Source organism: Aeromicrobium sp. NPDC092404, from assembly GCF_040684095.1.
Classification (GTDB): domain Bacteria; phylum Actinomycetota; class Actinomycetes; order Propionibacteriales; family Nocardioidaceae; genus Aeromicrobium.
In genome coordinates this window covers 1,106,672-1,129,341 of record NZ_JBFBFI010000002.1, presented here as the reverse complement: position 1 = coordinate 1,129,341, position 22,670 = coordinate 1,106,672, and the positions used below count along the sequence as shown (strand labels likewise).

General features: G+C 71.0%; 23 protein-coding genes. 13 read left to right on the top strand and 10 right to left on the bottom strand.

Annotated elements, in window-relative coordinates; translation table 11 throughout:
• Positions 1-68: 68 nt before the first annotated feature.
• Entirely contained in the window at positions 69-665 is a 597-nt protein-coding gene (locus tag AB0N22_RS16155) for a GNAT family protein (protein ID WP_364642430.1), read from the top strand.
• 37 nt (positions 666-702) lie between these two features.
• Complete coding sequence (locus AB0N22_RS16150) at positions 703-1,740, top strand: GNAT family N-acetyltransferase (protein ID WP_364642427.1); 1,038 nt, start codon at positions 703-705, stop codon at positions 1,738-1,740.
• A gap of 12 nt (positions 1,741-1,752) precedes the next feature.
• On the opposite strand, the gene AB0N22_RS16145 is transcribed toward AB0N22_RS16150, so the two are convergent.
• Positions 1,753-2,220 (bottom strand): Lrp/AsnC family transcriptional regulator, encoded by a 468-nt coding sequence (locus AB0N22_RS16145; RefSeq protein ID WP_364642424.1) that lies wholly within the window; start codon positions 2,218-2,220, stop codon positions 1,753-1,755.
• A gap of 136 nt (positions 2,221-2,356) precedes the next feature.
• Between AB0N22_RS16145 and ald the strand changes: the two genes are divergently transcribed.
• On the top strand, positions 2,357-3,466 hold the full coding sequence (gene ald / locus AB0N22_RS16140) for an alanine dehydrogenase (RefSeq protein WP_364642421.1): 1,110 nt from the start codon (positions 2,357-2,359) through the stop codon (positions 3,464-3,466).
• Positions 3,467-3,487: 21 nt separating this feature from the next.
• On the opposite strand, the gene AB0N22_RS16135 is transcribed toward ald, so the two are convergent.
• Positions 3,488-4,702, bottom strand: a complete 1,215-nt coding sequence (locus tag AB0N22_RS16135) for an MFS transporter (RefSeq protein WP_364642418.1) — start codon at positions 4,700-4,702, stop codon at positions 3,488-3,490.
• A 46-nt stretch (positions 4,703-4,748) separates the two neighbouring features.
• On the opposite strand from AB0N22_RS16135, the gene AB0N22_RS16130 reads away from it, so the two are divergent.
• Genes AB0N22_RS16130 through AB0N22_RS16110 form a run of 5 tightly spaced genes read left to right on the top strand, consistent with a single transcriptional unit; the run spans position 4,749 to position 9,790 of the window.
• Positions 4,749-5,918: an MFS transporter gene (locus tag AB0N22_RS16130; RefSeq protein ID WP_364642415.1), complete on the top strand. Its 1,170-nt coding sequence runs from the start codon at positions 4,749-4,751 to the stop codon at positions 5,916-5,918.
• 4 nt (positions 5,919-5,922) lie between these two features.
• On the top strand, positions 5,923-6,612 hold the full coding sequence (locus tag AB0N22_RS16125) for a uracil-DNA glycosylase (protein WP_364642783.1): 690 nt from the start codon (positions 5,923-5,925) through the stop codon (positions 6,610-6,612).
• A 4-nt stretch (positions 6,613-6,616) separates the two neighbouring features.
• Positions 6,617-7,750: an AI-2E family transporter gene (locus AB0N22_RS16120; protein WP_364642412.1), complete on the top strand. Its 1,134-nt coding sequence runs from the start codon at positions 6,617-6,619 to the stop codon at positions 7,748-7,750.
• 7 nt (positions 7,751-7,757) lie between these two features.
• Positions 7,758-9,122, top strand: a complete 1,365-nt coding sequence (locus AB0N22_RS16115) for an FAD-linked oxidase C-terminal domain-containing protein (RefSeq protein ID WP_364642409.1) — start codon at positions 7,758-7,760, stop codon at positions 9,120-9,122.
• Between the two features lie 38 nt (positions 9,123-9,160).
• On the top strand, positions 9,161-9,790 hold the full coding sequence (locus tag AB0N22_RS16110; RefSeq protein ID WP_364642407.1) for a helix-turn-helix domain-containing protein: 630 nt from the start codon (positions 9,161-9,163) through the stop codon (positions 9,788-9,790).
• A 113-nt stretch (positions 9,791-9,903) separates the two neighbouring features.
• On the opposite strand, the gene fahA is transcribed toward AB0N22_RS16110, so the two are convergent.
• Together fahA and AB0N22_RS16100 are read right to left on the bottom strand one after the other, a co-directional pair.
• Positions 9,904-11,052 (bottom strand): fumarylacetoacetase, encoded by a 1,149-nt coding sequence (gene fahA, locus AB0N22_RS16105; protein ID WP_364642404.1) that lies wholly within the window; start codon positions 11,050-11,052, stop codon positions 9,904-9,906.
• Entirely contained in the window at positions 11,049-11,876 is an 828-nt protein-coding gene (locus AB0N22_RS16100) for a hypothetical protein (protein ID WP_364642401.1), read from the bottom strand. The genes fahA and AB0N22_RS16100 overlap by 4 nt, the downstream gene beginning before the upstream one ends.
• Before the next feature lie 68 nt (positions 11,877-11,944).
• Between AB0N22_RS16100 and AB0N22_RS16095 the strand changes: the two genes are divergently transcribed.
• The 3 genes from AB0N22_RS16095 to AB0N22_RS16085 are packed head-to-tail and all read left to right on the top strand — an operon-like array spanning position 11,945 to position 14,999.
• Entirely contained in the window at positions 11,945-13,153 is a 1,209-nt protein-coding gene (locus AB0N22_RS16095; RefSeq protein WP_364642398.1) for a homogentisate 1,2-dioxygenase domain-containing protein, read from the top strand.
• Between the two features lie 40 nt (positions 13,154-13,193).
• Positions 13,194-14,357 (top strand): acyl-CoA dehydrogenase family protein, encoded by a 1,164-nt coding sequence (locus AB0N22_RS16090; RefSeq protein ID WP_364642395.1) that lies wholly within the window; start codon positions 13,194-13,196, stop codon positions 14,355-14,357.
• Between the two features lie 30 nt (positions 14,358-14,387).
• Complete coding sequence (locus tag AB0N22_RS16085) at positions 14,388-14,999, top strand: TetR/AcrR family transcriptional regulator (RefSeq protein WP_364642392.1); 612 nt, start codon at positions 14,388-14,390, stop codon at positions 14,997-14,999.
• 2 nt (positions 15,000-15,001) lie between these two features.
• Here AB0N22_RS16085 and paaE read toward each other — a convergent pair whose 3' ends face one another.
• Genes paaE through paaA form a run of 5 tightly spaced genes read right to left on the bottom strand, consistent with a single transcriptional unit; the run spans position 15,002 to position 18,818 of the window.
• Positions 15,002-16,087 (bottom strand): 1,2-phenylacetyl-CoA epoxidase subunit PaaE, encoded by a 1,086-nt coding sequence (paaE, locus tag AB0N22_RS16080; RefSeq protein ID WP_364642389.1) that lies wholly within the window; start codon positions 16,085-16,087, stop codon positions 15,002-15,004.
• Positions 16,088-16,603: a 1,2-phenylacetyl-CoA epoxidase subunit PaaD gene (paaD, locus tag AB0N22_RS16075; RefSeq protein WP_364642386.1), complete on the bottom strand. Its 516-nt coding sequence runs from the start codon at positions 16,601-16,603 to the stop codon at positions 16,088-16,090.
• Positions 16,603-17,544, bottom strand: coding sequence for a 1,2-phenylacetyl-CoA epoxidase subunit PaaC (paaC, locus tag AB0N22_RS16070; protein ID WP_364642383.1), 942 nt, complete (start codon positions 17,542-17,544; stop codon positions 16,603-16,605). Before paaC ends, paaD begins: the two co-directional genes overlap by 1 nt.
• Positions 17,545-17,586: 42 nt before the next feature.
• Positions 17,587-17,880: a 1,2-phenylacetyl-CoA epoxidase subunit PaaB gene (gene paaB, locus AB0N22_RS16065; RefSeq protein WP_056402822.1), complete on the bottom strand. Its 294-nt coding sequence runs from the start codon at positions 17,878-17,880 to the stop codon at positions 17,587-17,589.
• Positions 17,877-18,818, bottom strand: coding sequence for a 1,2-phenylacetyl-CoA epoxidase subunit PaaA (gene paaA / locus AB0N22_RS16060; protein WP_364642380.1), 942 nt, complete (start codon positions 18,816-18,818; stop codon positions 17,877-17,879). Before paaA ends, paaB begins: the two co-directional genes overlap by 4 nt.
• Before the next feature lie 100 nt (positions 18,819-18,918).
• Between paaA and paaZ the strand changes: the two genes are divergently transcribed.
• Both paaZ and AB0N22_RS16050 read left to right on the top strand, forming a co-directional pair.
• Positions 18,919-20,961 (top strand): phenylacetic acid degradation bifunctional protein PaaZ, encoded by a 2,043-nt coding sequence (gene paaZ / locus AB0N22_RS16055; RefSeq protein ID WP_364642377.1) that lies wholly within the window; start codon positions 18,919-18,921, stop codon positions 20,959-20,961.
• A gap of 9 nt (positions 20,962-20,970) precedes the next feature.
• Positions 20,971-21,276, top strand: a complete 306-nt coding sequence (locus AB0N22_RS16050; RefSeq protein ID WP_364642374.1) for an EthD family reductase — start codon at positions 20,971-20,973, stop codon at positions 21,274-21,276.
• A gap of 6 nt (positions 21,277-21,282) precedes the next feature.
• Here the strand turns inward: AB0N22_RS16050 and AB0N22_RS16045 are convergent, their stop codons facing one another.
• A complete protein-coding gene (locus tag AB0N22_RS16045) occupies positions 21,283-22,575 on the bottom strand; it encodes an ArgE/DapE family deacylase (protein ID WP_364642371.1) in 1,293 nt (430 codons plus the stop codon).
• Positions 22,576-22,670 lie beyond the last annotated feature (95 nt).

Below are 22,670 nucleotides of genomic sequence, written 5' to 3'. Positions count from 1 at the left end.
TCAGTGTCGGCGTGTCGCCTGCAGAACGTCACGCCCAGCGCGGCGTTCGGGCTGGATAGGTTGGCCGCATGACCGTGAGCCCTGACGACTACTACGTCGCGCCCGTCCTCGACGGCCGGCACGTCCGCCTCGAGCCGCTGCAACCGCACCACGCGGCCGGCGTGCTGGGCGCCTCGGACGACGACGAGGTGTTCACGTGGCAGGCATTCTCCCGGCCGACCACGATCGAGCAGGCGGAGGCGCTCGTCGGCCTCTACCTGACCCGGCCCGGCACCGTGCCGTGGGTGCAGATCGACCAGGCGTCGGGCGAGGTCGCCGGCCTCACGACCTACCACGACATCGACCCGGCGGTCCGCACCGTCGCGATCGGCTCGACGTGGCTCGGTCGGCGGTTCTGGCGCACCGGCGTCAACACCGAGGCCAAGCTGCTGCTCCTGCGCCACGCGTTCGACGACCTCGGCTGCAGCCGGGTGGCATGGCACGTCGACATCCTCAACGAGCGCTCCCAGGCGGCGGTCGCCCGCATCGGCGGCGTGCGCGAGGGCGTCCTGCGCAAGCACCGCATCCGGCGCGACGGCTCGTGGCGCGACACCGTGATGTTCTCGATGACCGACGACGAGTGGCCGGCCGCGCGCGAGGCGCTCGAGGCCAGGCTCGCCCGCTGATCGACGGCGCTCCGGAGCGTCGACCACAATGGTGCCGATGACCGACACGACGAGCGGCCCCCAGGACCTGCCCACCCTTCCCGGCTCGTGGCGCGCCCGCATCCCCGGATACGCCGACATCGAGGCGCTCGTCGAGCTGCGGCGGCTCGACGAGCTGCAGGGCACCGGCGAGGCGCACGTCGATCCGGCCGGCATCGAGTCAGAGGTCGCGGGCGAGGCCTCCTGGACCCGGCGGCAGCTCGTCGCGGTCGGCGACGATGACGTGCCGCGCGCCTGGATCACCGTGCACGACCGGGCGGCCGGCCGGGCCCTCGTGTGGGGCTACTTCGACCGCGACGTGCCCGAGGTCGACACGATCGCGAAGGCGTTCTACGCCTGGGCCGAGGCGGCCGCCATCTCGATGGCGCGTCTGCGCGGGGTCACCGCGACCCGGCTCGACGAGAGCCCGTTCGCCGAGGACACGCGCCAGGCCCGATGGCTCGCCCGCGCCGGCTACGGCAAGCGGCGCACGTGGCTGCACATGGAGCGCCCGGTCGGCCCCGAGGACGCCACCCTCGAGCCTCGGGCAGGCGTCACGGTCCGGCCTGTCGAGCGGCACGAGAACGGCATGCCGGTCGCGGAGGACCTGCGCATCGTGCACCAGATGCTCGAGGAGTCGTTCGAAGACCACTTCAACTCGTACCGCGAGAGCTTCCCCGAGTTCGTGCAGCGCCTCCGCGAGGACCCCCGCCACACCTGGGACCACTGGTGGCTCGCCTACGTCGAGCCCGAGGACGGTGGCGCGCCGGCGGCAGCAGGCACGATCGTCTGCTCCGTCCTGGCCGCCAAGGACGGAGGCGCCGAGGGCACGTACGTCGAGTACGTCGGCGTCAACCGGGCGGCACGTGGTCGCGGCGTGGCCAAGTCGCTGCTCGGCACCGTGATCGCCGACGCCGCCCAGCGCGGTCGCGACCGGGTGGGGCTCGAGGTCGACGCCGACTCGCCGACCAAGGCCGACCAGCTCTACCTCGCGCTGGGCTGGAGGACCGACTACGCGACCGACTCCTGGTTCAAGGACATCGACCTGACGTCCTGAGCCCAGCCACCCTCACTCGGCGAGGCGTCCCCGCTTGTGCTCGAAGATCAGGTTGGTCTCGGTCAGCGCGACCTCGGGAGCAGAGCTCAGGTGGTCGACGACGAACGCCCGCAGGTCGTCGGGGTCCTGCGCCGCGACGTGCACGTGGAAGTCGTCGGCGCCGGCGAGGAAGTAGACGTTGAGCACCTCGGGCATGCCCGCGAGGCGGTCCGAGAACTCGTTGATGGCGCCACGGGCGTCGCCGCGCAGGCGCACCGCGATCATGGCCTGGATGGGTCGGCCGAGCCAGGCCGGATCGACCTCGGCGTGGAATCCTGCGATGACACCGCGGTCCAGCAGGCTGCGCAGTCGGGTCAGGCACGTCGAGGCGGCGATGCCGACCTTGTCGGCCAGGGCGTTGTTGGGCAGGCGGCCCTGGCTGCGCAGCGCTGCGACGATCCGCTGGTCGACGTCGTCCAGCTGGCGAACATCATTCGGCACGAGGGCTCCTGAGAGGGTTCGAGGCGACGCAATCCGCGGTCAAAGTCAATCGTACAGAATCTTGTTCGCGCGGTTGCACATCATTTCGCAGTTGATTCACCATGGGAGGACTATTCCGTACGAAAGTGAGCACGTCATGCTGGTCGGTGTCCCCCGCGAGGTCAAGAACCACGAGTACCGCGTCGCCATCACGCCCGCCGGAGTGCACGAGCTGACCCGGCACGGCCACGACGTCGTCGTCGAGCGCGGTGCGGGTCTCGGCTCGTCCATCACCGACGACGAGTACCTCGCTGCCGGCGCCAAGATCCTCGACACCGCCGACGACGTCTGGGCCGAGGCCGAGCTGGTCCTCAAGGTCAAGGAGCCCATCGCCGAGGAGTACGGCCGCATGCGCCGTGGGCAGACCCTGTTCACCTATCTGCACCTGGCCGCGAGCCGCGAGTGCACCGACGCGCTGCTGGCCGCCGGCACCACCTCGATCGCGTACGAGACCGTGCAGCTGCCCGACCGGTCCCTGCCGCTGCTGGCCCCTATGTCGGAGGTCGCCGGTCGACTGGCCCCCCAGGTCGGCTTCCAGCACCTCATGGCCAGCAACGGCGGCCGCGGCGTGCTGCCCGGCGGGGTGCCCGGGGTCTACCCGGCCGACGTCGTCGTGATCGGTGCCGGCGTCTCCGGCGTCAACGCCGCCGAGGTCGCGCGCGGCATGGGCGCCCGTGTCGAGATCCTCGACCTCGACGTCGCCAAGCTGAGGCAGGTCGATGCCCGCTTCGCCGGGATGATCACGACGGTCGCATCGAGCTCGTTCGCGATCGAGAAGGCCGTGCGCAACGCCGACCTGGTGATCGGCGCGGTGCTGGTGCCCGGCGCCAAGGCGCCCAAGCTCATCAGCGACGACCTCGTCGCCACGATGCGCCCCGGCTCGGTGCTGGTGGACATCGCCATCGACCAGGGCGGCTGCTTCGAGAGCTCACGCCCGACGACGCACGACGACCCGACCTTCATGGTGCACGAGTCGATCTTCTACTGCGTCGCCAACATGCCCGGCGCCGTGCCGCGCACCTCGACCTACGCGCTGACGAACGTCACGCTCCCCTACGCCGTCGCCCTGGCCGACAAGGGCTGGCGCCAGGCCGTGACGGACGACGCCGCCCTCGCCGGCGGCCTCAGCACGCACGACGGTCACCTCGCCAACGCTGCGGTCGGCGAAGCCCTCGGCCTCGAGACCACCCCGCACGACCAGCTCTGACCTTCCTGCACCCCAGGCGGGTCAGGTGACGTACGGGCGGGCGTTGCGCAGCGACCTGTTGGCGAGGCCGGCCAGCAGCAGTGCGACGCCCGCGGCGCCGACCGTCACGGCGAACGCCGGCGTGTGCCCACCGTCGTCGGCCAGCCGGCCTGCGATCGACGCCCCGATGGCATAACCGATGCCGGTCGCTCCGGCGAGCAGGGTCATGGCGGTGCCGACCCGGTGCACCGGCACGAGGATCCCGGCGAGGGCGAAGTTGCTGATCATGTAGGGCGCCACGACGAAGCCGAGCAGGGCGATGACGAGCACCAAGGCGCCGATCGAGTCGACCAGGAGCAGCGGCCCCGACAGCAGGAGCAGGCCGGCCGCCGCGACGAGCATGCGCGTGGCGTAGAGGATGCGCTCGGGCAGAGCCGTGATGGCGAGCCCTGCAGTGACGCTGCCGATGCCGAGCACCGCGTGGATGAGTCCCGCGCTGCCGGCGTGCCCGTCGGCGGTCGCGAGCACCGCGGTGCCGGTCTGCACGCTGCCGAAGATCGCGCCGATGCACAGCTGCGCGACGACGAGGACCGCGAAGGCCACGGTCCACAGCGGCTCGGAGCCGGAGCCGCCTGTGGTGGACCGCTTGGCGACGAGCTCCGACGTCCAGTGCACCGCGAACCACGAGCCGAACACCGCCAGGAGGACCGAGGCGGCCAGCAGCGCTCCGGCCGGCTCGGCGATGATCGCCAGCACGCCGATCATCGCGGGTCCCAGCACGAACGACGCCTCGTCGGCCGCACCCTCGTACGAGAACGCCGCGTCGACGAGCCGCCGCTGGTCGCCCTCGTCACGCGTGATGGGCCGCCACCGCACCCGGGCCAGCGGTCCGACCTGCGGCATCGCGAAGCCCGTGACGCCGGCCGCGACGAAGATCAGCGCCCGGGACGCGTCGGGGTCGGTCACCAGGACGACCGACGCGAGCCCGGCGGCACCCACGAGGGACTGCACGAGGACCACGGGACGCTGGCCGATGCGATCGGCGAGCGATCCGGCGATCGGCGACCCGACGGCGTTCGCGATGGCCAGGACCCCGGCCGCTGCGCCACCCGTGCCGTAGCTGTCGAGCTCGGAGCTCACCAGGACCAGGACGCCGAGCTGGCTCATGGCAAGCGGAATCCGCCCGAGGAAGGCTACGAGGATGTAGGCGGGCCCGACGATCCGCAGGAGCGCGCGGTAGGCGGCGATTGCTGACACAGCCTGACAACTGTAGGGCACCGTCCACCTCGATAGGGTCGGACCCATGCCGACCTCCGCCGCGCGAAAGTCGACCTTCGCGATCTTCGCGCTGAACGGCTTCCTCCTCGGCATGTGGGTGGTGCACATCCCGGAGATCCGCGAGCGAACGGGCGCGAGCACCGCAACACTCGGCTACCTCCTGCTCCTGCTGGGCGGGACCGCCCTGCTCGGCATGCAGGTCGGCGGCCGGCTCATCGACCGGTTCGGCAGCCGGGTGGTCGTCGTGGTCGCCGGACTCGCCCTCAGCGCATTCCTCGTCGGCCCGGGCCTGGCCACCAGCACCCTCGGCCTGGCCGTCGCCCTCGGTTTCCTGGGAGCCTTCAACGGGGTGATCGACGTGGCGCAGAACGCCCAGGCGGTCGAGGTCGAGCGGCTCTACGGCCGGCCCATCATCAGCGGCTTCCACGCGTTCTTCTCACTGGGCGGCCTCATCGCGGCGGTGGTCGGCGGCGGCCTGATCGCCCTCGACACCGACGTCCGGCTGACCCTGGCCGGCGCCGCCGTGCTCGGCATCCTTGTCACCCTCGCAGCGATGCCGGCGCTGCTCCGCCCGTCCCCCGGGACCACCCGCGAGCGGGGCACCCCGCGCGCCCCCGCGCCGTGGACCTTGCGGGTCGTCGTGCTGTCCCTGCTGGCGTTCGTGCTGCTGCTCTCCGAGGGCGTCGCGTACGACTGGAGCACGGTGCACCTGCACGACTCCCTCGACGCCAGCAAGACCGTGGCGGCCTGGGCGTTCGGCGCGTTCTCGATCACCATGACGCTCGTGCGACTGGTGGCCGATCGCATCGTCGCGCGCATCGGCGCTGCGGCCTACGTCCAACGGGCCGCCCTGGTCGGAGCGGCCGGCCTGCTGGGCGCCGCCCTCGCCCCCAACGCCGCGGTGGGGATCGCCGCGTGGGCGGTGTTCGGTGTCGGTCTGGCCGGCTGCGTCCCCCAGTTCTTCAGCGCCGCCGGCAACATCGACCCGGCTGCTGCGGGAACCTACCTCGCACGGGTGACGGGCACGGGCTACCTCGGGCTGCTGGCCGGGCCCGCGATCATCGGGATCCTGACCAACTGGGTCTCGCTCACGACGGCGTTCGCGGTGCCGATCGTCGGGTGCCTGCTCGCCGGAGTGCTCGCCCCGTCGGCGCTGCGCAGGCAGGAGGACGTCCGTGGCACGACCGCTGGCTGAGGTCATGGCGCCCGACTGGGCCGAGGCGCTGGAGCCTGTGGCTGACCAGGTGCACGCGATGGGGCGGTTCCTCCGCGACGAGATCACGGCCGGACGTTCCTACCTGCCGGCCGGCGAGCACGTCCTGCGGGCGTTCGCCGAGCCGATGGCCGACGTGCGCGTGCTCATCACCGGACAGGACCCCTACCCCACGCCAGGGCACCCCGTCGGCCTGTCGTTCTCGGTCGCCCCTGACGTACGCCCGCTGCCGCGCAGCCTCGTGAACATCTTCACCGAGCTCGAGTCCGACCTCGGCCTCCCCCGGTCGGAGTCGGGCGACCTGACCTCGTGGGCCGAGCAAGGGGTGCTGCTGCTCAACCGGGTGCTGACGGTACGGCCCGGCGCTCCGGCCAGCCATCGTGGCAAGGGCTGGGAGGCGGTCACCGAGCAGGCCATCCGGGCCCTCGTCGCGCGCGGGACGCCGCTGGTCGCGATCCTGTGGGGTCGCGACGCCCAAGGCCTGGCCCCGATGCTCGGCGACGTCCCACGCATCGAGTCGGCTCACCCCAGCCCGCTGTCGGCATCGCGCGGATTCTTCGGGTCCAGGCCGTTCAGCCGGGCCAACGAGCTGCTCGTCGCCCAAGGCGCCGCGCCCGTGGACTGGCAGCTCCGGCCCGCGCAACCCGTCGCCGCGGACCCCGTACCCCTAGGCTGAGTGGGTGACCGACAACAAGAAGATTCGCGACCGCGGAGTCGTGATCGACGAGGGCTTCGCCAACCTCCAGCGCTGGGGCCTGCGGATCATCGTCATCGCAGCAGCGGCGTGGGTCGTCGGCTGGATCATCGGCCACACCTGGATGGTGCTGTTCCCGGTCTCCATCGCGTTGATCCTCTCGACCGTCCTCGCGCCCCCCGTGACGTTCCTGCGGTCACGGCACGTCCCGTCAGGCCTCGCGGCAGCGGTCGTCGTGCTGGGCTTCATCGGCGTCGTGGTCGGGATCATCGCGATCCTCACCCCCCTGGTCGCCGACAAGTCCGGCGAGGTCGCGGCCGGGGCCTCCGACGGCCTGCAGAAGATCCGCGACTGGGTCACCGGTGAGCCGCTCAACCTGTCCGAGGGGCAGATCACGCGCGCGATCGAGGCCGTCCAGGACCGCCTGCAGTCCAGTGCGAGCGCCATCAGCTCGGGCATCTTCTCCACGATCGGCGCCGCCACCAGCGCCGTCGTCAACCTCGTGCTGATCCTGATGCTGACGTTCTTCTTCGTCAAGGACGGTCACAAGTTCCTGCCGTGGGTCAAGACGCTCGGCGGCCGGCGGTCGGGCGAGCACCTCGCCGAGGTCCTCAACCGGTCGTGGAGCACGCTCGGCGGGTTCATCCGCACCCAGACGCTGGTCGCACTGATCGACGCGGTCATCATCGGCATCGGCCTGGCGATCCTCGGTTCCCCGCTCGCCGCTCCGCTCGCCGTCATCACGTTCTTCGGTGGCTACATCCCGATCATCGGCGCGTTCGTCAGCGGCGGTCTCGCGGTGCTCGTCACCCTCGTCACGAACGATCCCAAGGACGCGCTCATCGCGCTGATCATCGTGATCGCCGTCCAGCAGCTGGAGGGCAACGTCCTGTCGCCGTGGCTGCAGGGCAAGAACATGAACCTCCACGCTGCGGTCGTGCTGATGTCGGTCACGGCCGGCGGCACGGTGTTCGGTGTCACCGGCGCGTTCCTCGCGGTGCCGGTCGTCGCGACGATCGCGGAGATCCTGCGCTACACCAACGAGCGCATCGACGACTCGGTCTCGGTCCTCGCACCCAAGCAGGACGCCGAGGCGGCGGAGATCCTCGACGAGGACTGATCGTCCCGTGACGCCCGACCTCGACGAGCTCGCCGGCCAGCTGCCGGACGGCGTGCTGCTGGTCGACCCCGACCGGATGGACGCCTATCGGTGGGACCGGGCCAACGATCCCGACGCCGGCGTCCCTGTGGCCGTCGTCCGGGCGACGAGCACCGAGGACGTGCAGGCGGCCGTACGGTTCGCTGCCCGGCACGGCCTGCCGATCGTGCCTCGCGGCGCCGGGACCGGCCTGTCGGGCGGCGCGTCGGCGCTCGACGGATGCCTCGTCGTGTCGATGGAGCGCATGCGGGCCGTCGACGTCGACCCCGTCACCCGCATGGCAGTGGCGGGCCCGGGAGCCATGAACGCGGAGGTGAAGGCCGCCGCCGCAGAGCACGGGCTGTGGTACCCGCCGGACCCGTCGTCGTACGAGATCTGCTCGATCGGCGGCAACGTCGCGACCAACGCGGGCGGCCTCTGCTGCGTCAAGTACGGCGTGACGACCGACTACGTCCTCGGCCTGACGGTGGTCCTGGCCGACGGCACCGCCGTCGAGCTCGGCGGCCCACGGCTCAAGGACGCCGCCGGACTGTCCCTGACCAAGCTGTTCGTCGGCAGCGAGGGGACGCTCGGCATCATCACGAGCGTCGTCCTGCGGCTCGTCCCGGCGCAGCGGCCGCCGTGCACGCTCGTCGCGACGTTCGCCTCGCTCGACGACGCGACGCAGACGGTGCTCGACATCACCCGACGGATGCGGCCGGCGATGCTCGAGCTCATGGACCACGCGTCGATCAATGCCGTCGAAGACGTCACCAGCATGGGGCTCGACCGCGGCGCCGCTGCGATGCTCGTGGTGCAGTCCGACGAGCCGTCGACCCACGGCGCTGCCGAGATCGCCGAGGTGACCGCGATCTGCGAGGCCAACCGCAGCACCGAGGTGTTCTCGACCGACGACGCCGAGACCGGCACGGCGTTCGTGGTGGCCCGCCGCATGGTCATCCCGGCGCTGGAGCAGAAGGGCTCGCTGCTGCTGGAGGACGTCGGCGTGCCCCTGCCCGAGCTCGGTGCCCTCGTTCGCGGCATCGCGGCGATCGCCGAGCAGCACGACATCACGATCGCTGTCATCGCCCACGCCGGCGACGGCAACACGCACCCGCTGATCGTGTTCGACGCGACGGATCACGGCGAGGTCGCCCGGGCGCGGACGGCGTACGGGGAGGTCATGGATCTCGCCATCCGCCTCGATGGCACCATCACCGGCGAGCACGGGGTGGGACGCCTCAAGAAGGACTGGCTGCCGGCCTACCTCGGGCCTGACGTCATGGACCTGAACCGCCGGGTCAAGGCGGCGCTCGATCCCCAGGGCATCCTCAATCCCGGCGCCGTGCTCTGAGCCCTGCGACACTTCACACGACCGACCGAGGAGGACCGATGGCCGCCGAGACCGCGCAGACGCTCGACCGCGGGCTGCGCATCCTCACGCTCGTGGCCGGCTCGGAGTCGCGGTTCACGATCAACGAGATCGCCGAGTCGCTCGGGATCAGCCGCACCGTGGCGTACCGGCTGATCGTCACGCTCGAGGAGCACGACCTCCTGCGCCGGGACGCCCAGGGCCGCATCGGTGCCGGCTTCGGCATGATGGCGTTCCGCAACGCCTACCTGCCCGAGCTCAAGTCGCGCGCCACGCCGGCACTGACCCGGCTCGCCGACGCCAGCGGGGCCACGGCGCACCTGACGATCGCCGACGGTGAGGACGCGGTCGCGCTGCTGGTCGTCGAGCCGACGCGCAGCGACATGCACGTGGCCTATCGGGTCGGCGCCCGGCACCGCCTCGACACCGGTGCGGCCGGCAAGGCGATCCTGCTGGGCCGCGAGGCAGGCGGCGTCGCCAGCACGTCCGGCGAGCTGCAGCCCGGCGCTGCCGGCATGGCCGCCCCGGTGCTGGGCGTGCCCGGGCTCGAGGCCTCGGTCGGCATCGTCAGCCTGCACGACATCGATGCCGCGACGACCGAGCCGCTCGTCGTCGAGGCCGCGCGCGCCGTGGCCCAAGCCCTGGCCTGACCCCCGCCGTCCGCCTGGGCCCGGGGGGTGGATCCTCCACCTTCTGAGCCGCCATTCGGTTGCAGATCCACCGCTCGCACCTGAAAAGGTGGCGGATCCACCGCGCACCGGGCTCATCGGGGGTGGATCGTGCCCTCGACCTCGCCGAGGGTGATCGATCCCGCGGTCGCGCGGATGATCACGGTGTCGCCGTCCTGGAGGTACGTCCGGGTGCTGCCGTCGTCCAGGGTGAACGGCTCGGTGCCACCCCACGACAGCTCCAGCAGCGAGCCGCGCTGACCGACCTCGGGCCCCGAGATCGTCCCGGAGCCGTAGAGGTCGCCGGTGCGCAAGGACGCGCCGTTGACCGTCAGGTGCGCCAGCATCTGGGCGGGCGACCAGTACATCGAGGCGTACGGCGGGCGGGACACGACCGAGCCGTTGACGACGACCTCGAGGTCGATGGCGTAACCGGCGGGCTCGGCGACACGCAGGTAGTCAAGGGGTTCCGGGTCCTGGCCGGGGAGCGGTGCGCGTACGTCCGTCAACGCCGCCAGCGGCGTGATCCACGGTGAGATCGACGTGGCGAAGGACTTGCCCAGGAACGGCCCGAGCGGGACGTACTCCCACGCCTGGATGTCGCGCGCCGACCAGTCGTTGAGGAGCGTGACGCCGAAGACGTGGTCGGCGAAGGCGTCGGCCTTCACGGCCTGCCCCATGGTGCTCGGCACGCCCACGACGAACCCGAGCTCGGCCTCGATGTCGAGGGCCTGCGACGGCCCGAACGCCGGCTGCCCGTCGGGACCGGGACGCCGTTGTCCTTGCGGCCGCACGATCGGCGTGCCCGAGGGGACGACGGTGCCGGCCCGGCCGTGATAGCCGACCGGCAGGTGTCGCCAGTTGGGCAGCAGCGGCTCCGCGTCGGGCCGGAAGATCCGGCCGACGTTGGACGCGTGGTGCAGCGAGGCGTAGAAGTCGACGTAGTCGGCCACGGCGAACGGCATCCGCACCTCGACCTCGTCGAGCGGGATGCGTCCGGCCGACGAGCCGGCCAAGGTCTCCTGCAGCCACGAGCGCACGTCGGCCCAGACCCGGGGCCCGGCGGCCAGCAGCGGTCCGAGGTCGGGGCCCGCGAGCACCGACGGGTCGACCCCGGACGGTGCCGACGCGGCCAGGGCGGCGAGGTCGACGACCGTGTCCTCGAAGCGAGCGGCGACGATCCGTCGACCCTGGTGGGTCACGACGCCGTACGGCAGGTGGTCGAGCCCGAATCCTGTGGTCATGCGATCAGCTCCAGTCCGACGAGGTCGTCATGCGGCTCGATGATGCTGCAGCTCCCGAACCCGCGGAACGACTGCCGCACGGCCGCCGCGTCCGCGTCGCTCCAGGAGCGCGCCTCGGCCGCCAGCCTCGCACCCTCGCGGTCGGCCAGCACCTCGGCGGCGGCATCCACGGAGGCGCCACCCAGGAGCCGGTGCACCGCGACCATCACGTTGAGGAAGCCGTGCTGCTCGAAGCCCGTGCCCGGCTGCGTGTGCCGCACCGCGCGATGCAGACCCGCGGTCAGCTTGAACCGGTGCGGCACGAGAGCTTCGAGCACCATCGCCAGCTCACGCTCGCCGGGATGGGCGTCAGGATGCACGCCGCCGGTGCGGAGCTTGACCTGGCAGCCGGCCTCGGCGACGTCGGCGGCCGCCGCCAGCCAGGCATCGGGCACGGTCGCGCCGGGTCGTGGCAGCTCGACCGAGACCGTGACGCCGGGCGGGGGCTTCAGCTCCGCGAGCAGCGTGCCGACAGCCGACAGCTCACCGGCGGGCAGTGGGATCTCGAAGCCCGTGACCCGCAGGTGCGGCCCGTCGTGCAGGGCGACGACGGCCCGCTGCAGGGCCGACGGACCGGTCGTGGCTATGACACCGATCTCGAGCGGTCTCTCGGCGAGCGCGACGACCTGCTCGACATCCGTCTCGCGCACCAGGAGCGGACCCACCATCGCCGCGTACGATGCGGCGCGATGACTCAGGTGGTCGCGGATCGCGACGTCGAGCGGCGCGTTGCCGGGCGGGAAGATCGCGGCGTCGTCGACCACGCGATCGAGCAGGGTTGACACGCTCAGCACGATATCGCATGGTGTTTTTATCGGACATGTTCATCCGTTATCCGGACACAGGAGACCTCGTGGCCCACTACCGCAGCGTCGGCCAGATCCCGCCCAAGCGCCACACCCAGTTCCGCACGGACGACGGGGCGTTGCACCGCGAGGAGCTGATGGGCGAGGAGGGGTTCTCGAGCGACTCGTCGCTGCTCTACCACCTCGGCGTGCCGTCGGGGATCGTCGCGTCGGAGATCTGGGACCTGCCCGACCACGCCACGACCGCCAACCATCCGCTCAAGCCGCGCCACCTCAAGCTGCCGCAGCTGTTCGCCGACGCCGATCCGGCGGCCACCGACCTGGTGACCGGCCGGCGACTCGTGCTCGGCAACGGTGACGTCCGCATCGCGTACACCGTGGGCAGCGCCCCCTCGCCGCTCTACCGCAACGCGATCGGCGACGAGTGCGTGTTCATCGAGTCCGGGTCCGGCGTCGTGGAGACCGTGTTCGGCGTCCTCGCGTTCCGCACCGGCGACTATGTCATCATCCCGCGCGCCACGACGCACCGCTGGGTGCCCGACGCGTCGACCGGCGCCGTCAAGGCGTACGCGATCGAGTCCAACAGCCACGTCGCGCCGCCGAAGCGCTACCTCTCGCGCTACGGGCAGCTGCTCGAGCACGCGCCCTACTGCGAGCGCGACCTGCACGGTCCCACCGAGCCGCTGCTCGTCGACGGCACCGACGTCGAGGTCTTGGTCAAGCACCGGGGCTCCGGCCCGAACGGCATCGTCGGCAGCCGGATGACGTACGACACCCACCCGTTCGACGTCGTCGGCTGGGACGGCTGCCTCTACCCCTACACGTTCAACGTCTCCGACTACGAGCCCATCACCGGGCGCGTGCACCAGCCGCCGCCGGTGCACCAGGTGTTCGAGGGACACAACTTCGTCATCTGCAACTTCGTGCCCCGCAAGGTCGACTACCACCCGCTCGCGATCCCGGTGCCGTACTTCCACTCCAACGTCGACTCCGACGAGGTCATGTTCTACGTCGACGGCGACTACGAGGCGCGCAAGGGCTCGGGCATCGCCGTCGGCTCGATCTCGCTGCACCCCGGCGGGTACGCGCACGGCCCGCAGCCGAGCGCCATCGAGGCGAGCCTCGGCGTCGAGGCGTTCGACGAGCTCGCGGTCATGGTCGACACGTTCCGCCCGCTCGAGCTCGGCGAGGGCGGGCTGGCCGCCGAGGACGACGCGTACGCCTGGTCGTGGGCCGGCCGCCGGCTCGACTCCTAGCCCCTGCACGACCGACACCCCGCTCTGAGAAGGTGGATCCATGGACACCCGTCATGACCTGCTCGACGTCGACCACCTGCTGACCGACGAGGAGCGGGCCATCCGCGACACCGCGCGACGCTTCGCCCAGGACTCGCTCGCGCCGCACGTCGCCGACTGGGCCGAGAGCGGCGAGCTGCCGGCCCGCGACATCGCCAAGCAGATGGGCGGCGCCGGGCTGCTCGGGATGCACCTCGAGGGCTACGGCTGCGCGGGTGTCGGCCCCACGGCGTACGGACTGGCGAGCATCGAGCTCGAGGCGATCGACAGCGGACTGCGTTCGCTGTTCTCGGTGCAGGGCTCGCTGGCGATGTACTCGATCCACGCCTACGGGTCCGAGGACCAGAAGCAGCAGTGGCTGCCCGGCATGGCTGCGGGCGACTTCGTCGGCGCCTTCGGCCTGACCGAACCCGATCATGGCTCCAACCCCAACGGCATGCGCACGCGGGCCAAGCGCGACGGCGACGACTGGCTGCTCAACGGCGCCAAGATGTGGATCACCAACGGCAGCATCGCGGACGTCGTCGTGGTCTGGGCGCAGACCGACGAGGGCATCCGAGGCTTCGTGGTGCCGACCGACACCCCCGGATTCTCCGGCCGTGCCATCAAGCACAAGATGTCGATGCGGGCCTCCGTCACGAGCGAGCTCACGTTCGAGGACATGCGGCTGCCGGGATCGGCTCTGCTGCCGGGCGCCGAGGGCCTCCGAGGCCCACTCGGGGCGCTCAACGAGGCGCGGTTCGGCATCGTCTTCGGCACGACCGGCGCGGCGCGCTCGTGCCTCGAGTCCGCCATCGAGTACGCCACGACCCGCACCCAGTTCGACAAGCCCATCGGCGCGTTCCAGCTGACGCAGGGCAAGCTCGCCGACATGAGCGTCGCGCACGGCCAGGCACTGCTGCTCAGCGTGCACCTGGGTCGGCTCAAGGAGGCCGGCATCCTCAAGCCCGCCCAGGTCAGCGCCGGCAAGCTCAACAACACCCGGGTCGCGCTCGAGATCGCCCGCACGGCCCGGACCATCCTGGGCGCCAACGGCATCTCGGGCGAGTACCCGGTCATGCGGCACGCCAACAACCTCGAGTCGGTGCTGACCTACGAGGGCACCGCCGAGATCCACCAGCTCACGATCGGTCGCGAGCTCACCGGCCTGTCCGCGTTCGCCTAGTCGCCTTCCCCAGCGTGAGACGCTGGGGGCATGACCGAGGCGGCTGCACCCCGACGAGGCCGGCCGGGCTACGACCAGCAGACCGTGCTGAGGCGGGCCATCGAGCTGTTCAACCGCCAGGGCTATGACGGCACCAGCATGGGCGACCTCGCCAAGGAGCTGGGGCTGACCAAGTCGGCGATCTACCACCACGTGCCGAGCAAGGAGCACCTCCTGGCGGCGGCGCTCGACGAGGCGCTCGACGGGCTGTCGACGGCCGTCGACTCCGCGGCCGCCGCGGCACCGGGCACCAGCGCGTACGAGCGACTGCGCACCGTCGTGCAGGAGTCGGTCGAGATCCTCGTCGCGCACCTGCCGGCCGTCACGCTGCTGCTCCGGGTGCACGGCAACAGCGAGGTCGAGCAGGCCGCGCTCGAGCGCCGTCGCCGCATCGACGAGCGCCTCGCCACCCTCGTCCAGGCGGCCGTCGACGAGGGGGCGCTGCGCGGCGACATCCCGCCGGACCTGATCAGCCGGTTGCTGTTCGGCATGGTCAACTCAGTCGTGGAGTGGTACCGCCCCGGCGGCCCGGTCGACCCCGACGTGCTCGCCGCCTCGATCACCACCCTGGCGTTCGACGGGCTGTCGCTGCACGAGCACTGAGGTCAGGCGTCGAAGTCGACCGTCACGGCGTCGGTCACCGGATGACTCTGGCACGTCAGCACGAAGCCGGCCTCGACCTCGGCGTCCTCGAGCGCGTAGTTGCGGCGCATCTCCACCTCGCCCGCCGTGACCTTGCCACGGCAGGTGCCGCACACGCCGCCCTTGCAGGCGAACGGCAGGTCGTTGCGCGTGACCGCCGCGCCGTCGAGCACGCTCCGGTCACGCGGCATCGGCGCCGTCGTCGTACGCCCGTCGAGCACGATCGTGACGTCACTCGTGACACCGGAGACGATCGCCTCGGCACGGCGGAGCTCCGGAGGCGGCTCGCCGACGTAGAACAGCTCGAAGTGCACCTTGGCGGCCTCGACCCCGACCTCGTCGAGCACCGTACGCGCCTCGGTGATCAGCCCGAACGGTCCGCACAGCCACACGTGGTCGAGGTCGTCGACCGGCACCAGCGCCGTCAGCAGCCGGCGCAGGCGGTCGGCCTCGAGCCGCCCCGAGAACAGCTCGACGTCACGAGGCTCGCGGGACAGGACGTGCACCAGGTCGAGGCGCGGCCCGTAGCGGTTCTTCAGGTCGGCGAGCTCCTCGGCGAACATGACGGACTGCGTCGTGCGGTTGCCGTAGAGGAGCGTGATCCGGGCATCGGAGTCGCGCAGCATCGACGAGACGATCGAGATCATCGGTGTGATGCCCGACCCCGCGGCGATGCACAGGTGGCGGCCGCCCAGCTCGGGGTCGGCCCGGAAGGTCCCGGTCGGCGTCTGCACCTCGAGGCGGTCCCCCGGTCGCACGTCGTGCACGAGCCAGCGCGAGAAGAAGCCGTCCGGGATCTCCCGCACCCCGACGCGCGGCGGCTCGCCGACAGCGGCGCAGATCGAGTACGTGCGCCGGTGCTCCTGCCCCTCGACCACCCGGCGGATCGTGAGCGACTGGCCGGCCTCGAAGGCGTACGCCTCGCGGAGGTCCTCCGGGACCTCGAACGTGACGGCGGCCGAGTCGTCCGTGAGCCGCTGGACCGACGCCACCGTGAGCAGGTGGAAGGCGGCGCGCGCTGCCGGGACCGGTGGGGTCATGACCGTCATTCAGATCTCCTTGACGTGCTCGAACGGCTCGAGGCAGGACCCACATCGATAGAGCGCCTTGCAAGCCGTGGGCCCGAACTCGGACGTCAGCTCGACGACGGGAGAGCCGCAGCGCGGGCAGGTGAGCGCCCGGCGCGTGGGCTGCAGCGACAGCACGACCGGACCCTCGTGCGCAGGTGCCGGGCCGGGCGCCGAGAGGCCGTGCTCCGCGAGCGCAGCGCGGCCGCGGGCCGTGATCCAGTCGCTCGACCACGCCGGGTGCAGGCTCAGGCGGACGTCGACCTCGTCGAACCCGGCATCGCGGAGCCGGTGCACGATGTCGTCGCGCATCGTGGCCATCGCCGGGCAGCCGGCGTAGGTCGGGGTGATCGTCACGACGACACGCTCGTCGTCGACCTCGACGTCGCGCAGCACGCCGAGGTCCTCGAGCGTGAGCATCGGCATCTCCGGATCCGTGACGAGCGCCGCTGTGCTGCGAGCCTTGGAGGAGGCCGAGACGCTCGAGACTCCGCCCATCACCAGCTCCCCATGGGGTGGGCCCGCGCGACGACCTGCATCTCGGCGAGCAGACGGCTGAACGCCTCGGTGTGCAGCCCGTCGCGGCCGGTCTCCCCGCGCACGCCCGCCAGCGGCGCGACGTCGGGACGATCGACACCGCTCATCGCGAGCACCTGCTCGAGGACGACATCGACCTCGTCGGCGACCGTGGCCGGGTCGACGCCGACGCCCGCTCCGGCGACGGCCAGCTCGACCGGGTGAGTCGTGACCAGCTCGGCGTGCAGGGGCCAGATCGCTGCGAGGCCCGCGACGACGCGGCGACGCGACTCGTCGGTCCCCTTGGCGAGGGTCAGGAACCAGCGGCCGGCGTAGTCGCGGTGGTAGGTCATCTCCTTGACACCCTTGACCGCGACCGCCGAGAGCACGTGGTCGCGGCTGGCGGCCAGGCGTTGCAGCAGTGCCAGTCGCCACGTCGAGAACAGCAGCAACCGCGCGATCGTCACGGCGAAGTCGCCGTTGTCGGCCTCGACCAGCCGCACGTTGCGGAACTCGCGATCTCTGCGGAAGAACGCGAGGGCATCCTCCGGCGGGACGGGAGAACCCTCGGGCAGCACGGGCACGACGGCAGGATCCGCGGCCGCCGCGCGAGCCAGCAGCAGGCGGGCCTGGCCCAGCAGGTCCAGAGCGATGTTGGCCAGCGCGATGTCCTCTTCGAGGTCCGGCGCGTTGCTGCACCACTGCGACAGCCGGTGCGACATCACGAGGGCGTCGTCGGCGAGCATCAGGCAGTACGCCGCGAGGTCATGCGTGTCGACCCCGTCAGGGACGCTCGTGTCGACGCCGGCGAGCGGGTCCTCGAAGTCGGTGCCGAACGCCCACTGGGAGTCGTCGCCGCCGAGCAGCCCGTCGTAGATGGAGTCGTGGTCGGGCAGGTGGCTCGGATCAGGTGTGTGGCTCATGCGTTGGACACTTCCTTCGGAAAGGTGCCGGGGTCCCGTGGGCTACATGTGGGGGACGTCGTCGGGGATGTCGTAGAAGGTCGGGTGGCGGTAGACCTTGTCGCCACTGGGCGCGAACAGCGGATCCTTCTCGTCGGGGCTCGACGCCGTGATCGCGTCGGACCGGACGACCCAGATGCTGACCCCTTCATTGCGACGGGTGTAGACGTCGCGGGCGTGCCGCACCGCCATCTCGTCGTCGGCCGCGTGCAGCGACCCCACGTGCACGTGGTTGAGCCCGCGCTTGCCTCGGACGAACACCTCGTACAACGGCCAGTCGCCCTGGATCCCGGTCATGCGATGCCCCGCTCCGCGAACGCCGTCGCCGCCTCGCGCACCCACGCGCCGTCCTCGTGCGCCCGGCGACGGTGTGCGATGCGCTGGGCGTTGCACGGTCCGTTGCCCTTGATGACGTCCTTGAACTCGTCCCAGTCCGGCGAGCCGAAGTCGTACGACTGCCGCTCCTCGTTCCACCTCAGGTCCGGGTCCGGCAGGGTCACCCCCAGCGCCTCGGCCTGGGGCACGGTCATGTCGACCATGCGCTGGCGGAGGTCGTCGTTGGTGTTGCGCTTGATGCCCCACGCCATCGACTGCGCGGTGTTGGGCGAGTCGTCGTCAGGCGGCCCGAACATCATGAGCGCGGGCCACCAGAACCGGTCGACCGACTCCTGCACCATCGCGCGCTGCTCGTCGGTGCCGCGCATCATGGTCGCCAACAGCTCGTAGCCCTGGCGCTGGTGGAACGACTCCTCCTTGCAGATGCGGATCATCGACCGGCCGTAGGGCCCGTACGACGTCCGGCACAGCGGCACCTGGTTGCAGATCGCGGCGCCGTCGACGAGCCAGCCGATCGTGCCCACGTCGGCGTACGACAGCGCCGGGTAGTTGAAGATCGAGGAGTACTTCTGCCGGCCACTGATCAGCATCTCGGTCAGCTCGAGGCGGGAGATGCCGAGCGTCTCGCAGGCCGAGTAGAGGTAGAGCCCGTGGCCGGCCTCGTCCTGCACCTTGGCCAGCAGGATGGCCTTGCGCCGCAAGGACGGCGCGCGGGTGATCCAGCTGCCCTCGGGCTGCATGCCGATGATCTCGGAGTGCGCGTGCTGGGCCACCTGTCGGATCACGGTCTTGCGATAGGCCTCGGGCATCCAGTCGCGTGGCTCGATGCGGTCGTGGCGCGCGATCGTTGCGTCGAACGCGGCCTGGAGCTCCTCGTCGGCCTCGGGCGCCACCGTCATGCGTACCTCCGGAAATGTCGACGACGGCCATTTACTGACCGAACGGTCTGTAATAGTCTTGCATGCGACATCTGGTTCATGCAACGGAAGGCCTTGACCCGTGAGTGCACTGCTCGAGAGCTACGCCGGGGGCGCCTGGTTCCGCGCGTCCGACGACGGCAAGCCCCTGCTCGACGCCGCCACCGGCGACGTGGTCGCCCGCATCTCGGCGACCGGCCTGGATCTCTCGGCGATGGTCGACCACGCACGCAGCGTCGGTGGTCCGGCCGTCCGGGCGCTGACCTTCCACGAGCGCGCGGGCATCCTCAAGGCGGTGGCCAAACATCTCGGCGCCGACAAGGACGAGATGTACGCGCTCTCGACCCGCACGGGTGCCACGCGCCGCGACTCCCAGGTCGACATCGACGGCGGCATCGGCACGGTCTTCAGCTATGCGAGCAAGGGCACCCGCGAGCTGCCCAACGACACCGTGCTCCTCGACGGATCCACCGAGCAGCTGGGCAGGACCGGCGTGTTCCTCGGGCAGCACCTCTTCACGTCACGGCCGGGCGTCGCGGTGCAGATCAACGCCTTCAACTTCCCCGTGTGGGGCATGCTCGAGAAGCTCGCTCCGGCCTTCCTCGCCGGACTGCCGACGATCGTCAAGCCGGCGAGCCAGACCGCCTATCTCACCGAGCTCGTCGTGCGCCGCATCATCGAGTCCGGCCTCATGCCCGAGGGGTCGCTGCAGCTGCTCTGCGGCAGTCCGGACGGGCTGCTCGACCAGCTCGGCGCGCAGGACTCCATCGCGTTCACCGGCTCCGCGAGCACGGGTGCCACCCTGCGCCAGCACCCGTCGGTCCTGCACGGCGGCGCCCAGCTCGGCGTCGAGGCGGACTCGCTCAACTGCTCGATCCTCGGCCCTGACGTGACGGCGGACGATCCCGAGCTCGACCTGTACGTCAAGGGCGTCGTCGCCGAGATGACGGTCAAGGCCGGCCAGAAGTGCACCGCGATCCGCAGGGCGATCGTGCCGGCGGCCATCGCGGACGAGGTCGTCGCGGCGATCAGCGCGCGGCTGGCCACGGTCACCGTCGGCCACCCTGCCAACCCCGACGTACGCATGGGTGCCCTCGCGAGCCTCGCCCAGCGCGACGAGGTCCGCAAGGCCGTCCAGATCCTGCGCGCCTCGGCCGAGCTGGTCCATGGCGACCCCGACGTCGTCGACGTCGTCGACGGCGATGCCGAGGCGGGCGCCTTCATGTCACCGATCCTGCTGCGGGCCGCGGCCGGCGCCGCCGAGCCCCACGAGGTCGAGGCCTTCGGTCCGGTCAGCACCGTCATGACGTACGACTCGGTGGACGAGGCGATCGCCCTCGCGGCTCGTGGGCAGGGCAGCCTCGCCGGCTCCCTCGTGACCCACGATCCCGCGGTCGCCCGCGCCGTGACCCTCGGCCTCGCCCCCTGGCACGGTCGCATCCTCGTGCTCGACCGCGACGCGGCACCGGAGTCGACCGGTCACGGCTCGCCGCTGCCGATGCTGGTGCACGGCGGTCCCGGGCGCGCCGGCGGCGGCGAGGAGCTGGGCGGCATGCGCGGCGTCCTGCACCACATGCAGCGCACCGCGATCCAGGCCTCGCCCGACATGCTCACCGCGATCACCGGCCAGTGGACCAAGGGCTCGGAGCAGCACGCCGACGACGTGCACCCGTTCCGCAAGAGCCTGGCCGAGCTGCGCATCGGCGACACGATCCGGTCAGCCTCGCGCACCGTCACGCTCGGCGACATCGAGCACTTCGCGGACTTCACCGGTGACACGTTCTATGCGCACACCGACGCCGAGGCCGCGGCCGCCAACCCGCTGTTCGGCGGAATCGTCGCCCACGGCTATCTCGTCGTGTCCCTCGCCGCCGGGCTGTTCGTCGATCCCGACCCCGGACCCGTGCTGGCCAACTTCGGCGTCGACCACCTGCGCTTCCTCACACCGGTCAAGGCCGACGACACGATCGACGTCACGCTGACCGTCAAGCAGATCACCCCGCGCAACAGCGCCGACTACGGTGAGGTGCGCTGGGACGCTGTCGTCGCCAACGCCGACGGCACGCCCGTCGCCACCTATGACGTGCTGACCTTGGTCGCCAAGACCTGGCCGGCCACCGGCTGAGAGGAACTCATGCACCGCATCACGATCCAGTACGGCACACCGGCCGACCCCGAGGCGTTCGAGCAGCACTACACCGACGTGCACGTGCCGCTCGCCGCGACACTGCCCGGACTGCGCCGGTTCACCCGTTCACATCCTCGCGCTTTGGGCGGCGGCGCGCCCTACTTCGTCGCCGAGCTGTGGTTCGACGACGCGGACTCCATGAAGGCGGCGATGAAGTCGCCCGAGATGGCCGAGACCGCCGCCGACGCGCAGACGTTCGACGTCGCATCGATGACGATGTTCACCGGCGAGGTCACCGAGACCGACGTCTGAGGATGCTCAGGCGGTGCCGCAGACCCGAAGGATCGTCAGGACCAGGGCCCGGGTCACCTCGACGACCTCGGTGACGGCGACCGACTCACGCGGGCTGTGCGCGAGACGGACGTCGCCGGGCCCGTAGTGCATGGTCGGCACCCCGGCCTGCTCGTAGAGCCGCAGGTCGCTGCCGTAGGGAGCTCCGCGTTCACGCGGTCGAGCCCTGCCGGTCGCGGCGGCGTGCGCCTCCTGCACGGTCGCGACGAGACGACTGCCGGGGATGCTGGTGCGGCCACTGGCGTACTGTCCTCCCGGCCAGGTCACCAGCGGCGGATGATCACGCAGGAACGGGTGCTGCGCCGCCGTCCCCCTGACGCACTCCTCCAGCTCGCGACGTGCCTCGGCCGGGTCCTCGTCGAGGCGCAGCCCCAACCGCCCTTCGCAGACCAGCAGGTCGGGGACACTGCTGGCCCAGTCGCCGGCCCGCAGCGTGCCCACCGAGATCGGGTAGGCGATCGGGTACTCCCGCATCAGTGGGTCGACCGATTGGTTCCTCCGGACCTGCAGCTCGGCGAGCGCATGGTGGATGCCGATGTAGGCATCGATCGCACTCACCCCTTCGTACGCCGTGCTGGCGTGCGTCGCGCGTCCGGGGACGCGGATCTCGAACGTGAGCGCACCGGCGTTCGCGGTCGTCACCGTCCCCGATGTCGGCTCGGTGATGATGCAGGCGTCTCCCGTATGACCTCGGGCCAGCGTGCCGAACGCGCCGAGCCCACCGTCCTCCTCACCGATCACGAAGTGCATCGCCAGCGGATCACGGAGGGTGATCCTCGCGCGGGCCAAGGCCTGCACCGCGGCGATGTTGGCGACCAGCCCGGCTTTCATGTCGCAGGCGCCACGACCATGCACCCGGTCGCCGCGAACCACCGGTGAGAACGGGTCCAGGCTCCACTCGTCGAGCGATCCGGGCGGCACGACGTCGACGTGCCCCTGCAGGATGAGGGCGGGGCGTTGCGTCCGCTCGTGCGTGGCGGCGACGAGACCCCATGCCTCGTCCCGCGTGACCTCCACCCCGGGGAACGCGGGTGCGGCCATCAGCGTGGGCACGTCCATGCGCCAGAGATCGACGTCCGTCCCCAGCAGCTGCATGCGCTTGGCCAGGGTGTGCTGGATGTCAGCCTCCGCCGAGGACCCGCTGACGCTCGGCACCGCCATCAGGCTGAGCAGGTCGTCGATGATCGCCGAGGTGTCGATCGCCTCGAGCGCGCGTTGCTCTGATGGGGACTGATGACGATCGGAGGTGGGGTGGTTCACGTCGACAGCCTAGGTGCCAATCGCGCAATCAAACCCCCGAATAGTTTGCGTTTGAGCGCTCAGAGTTGCGTTCCTACTGTATTCACGCAATCTTG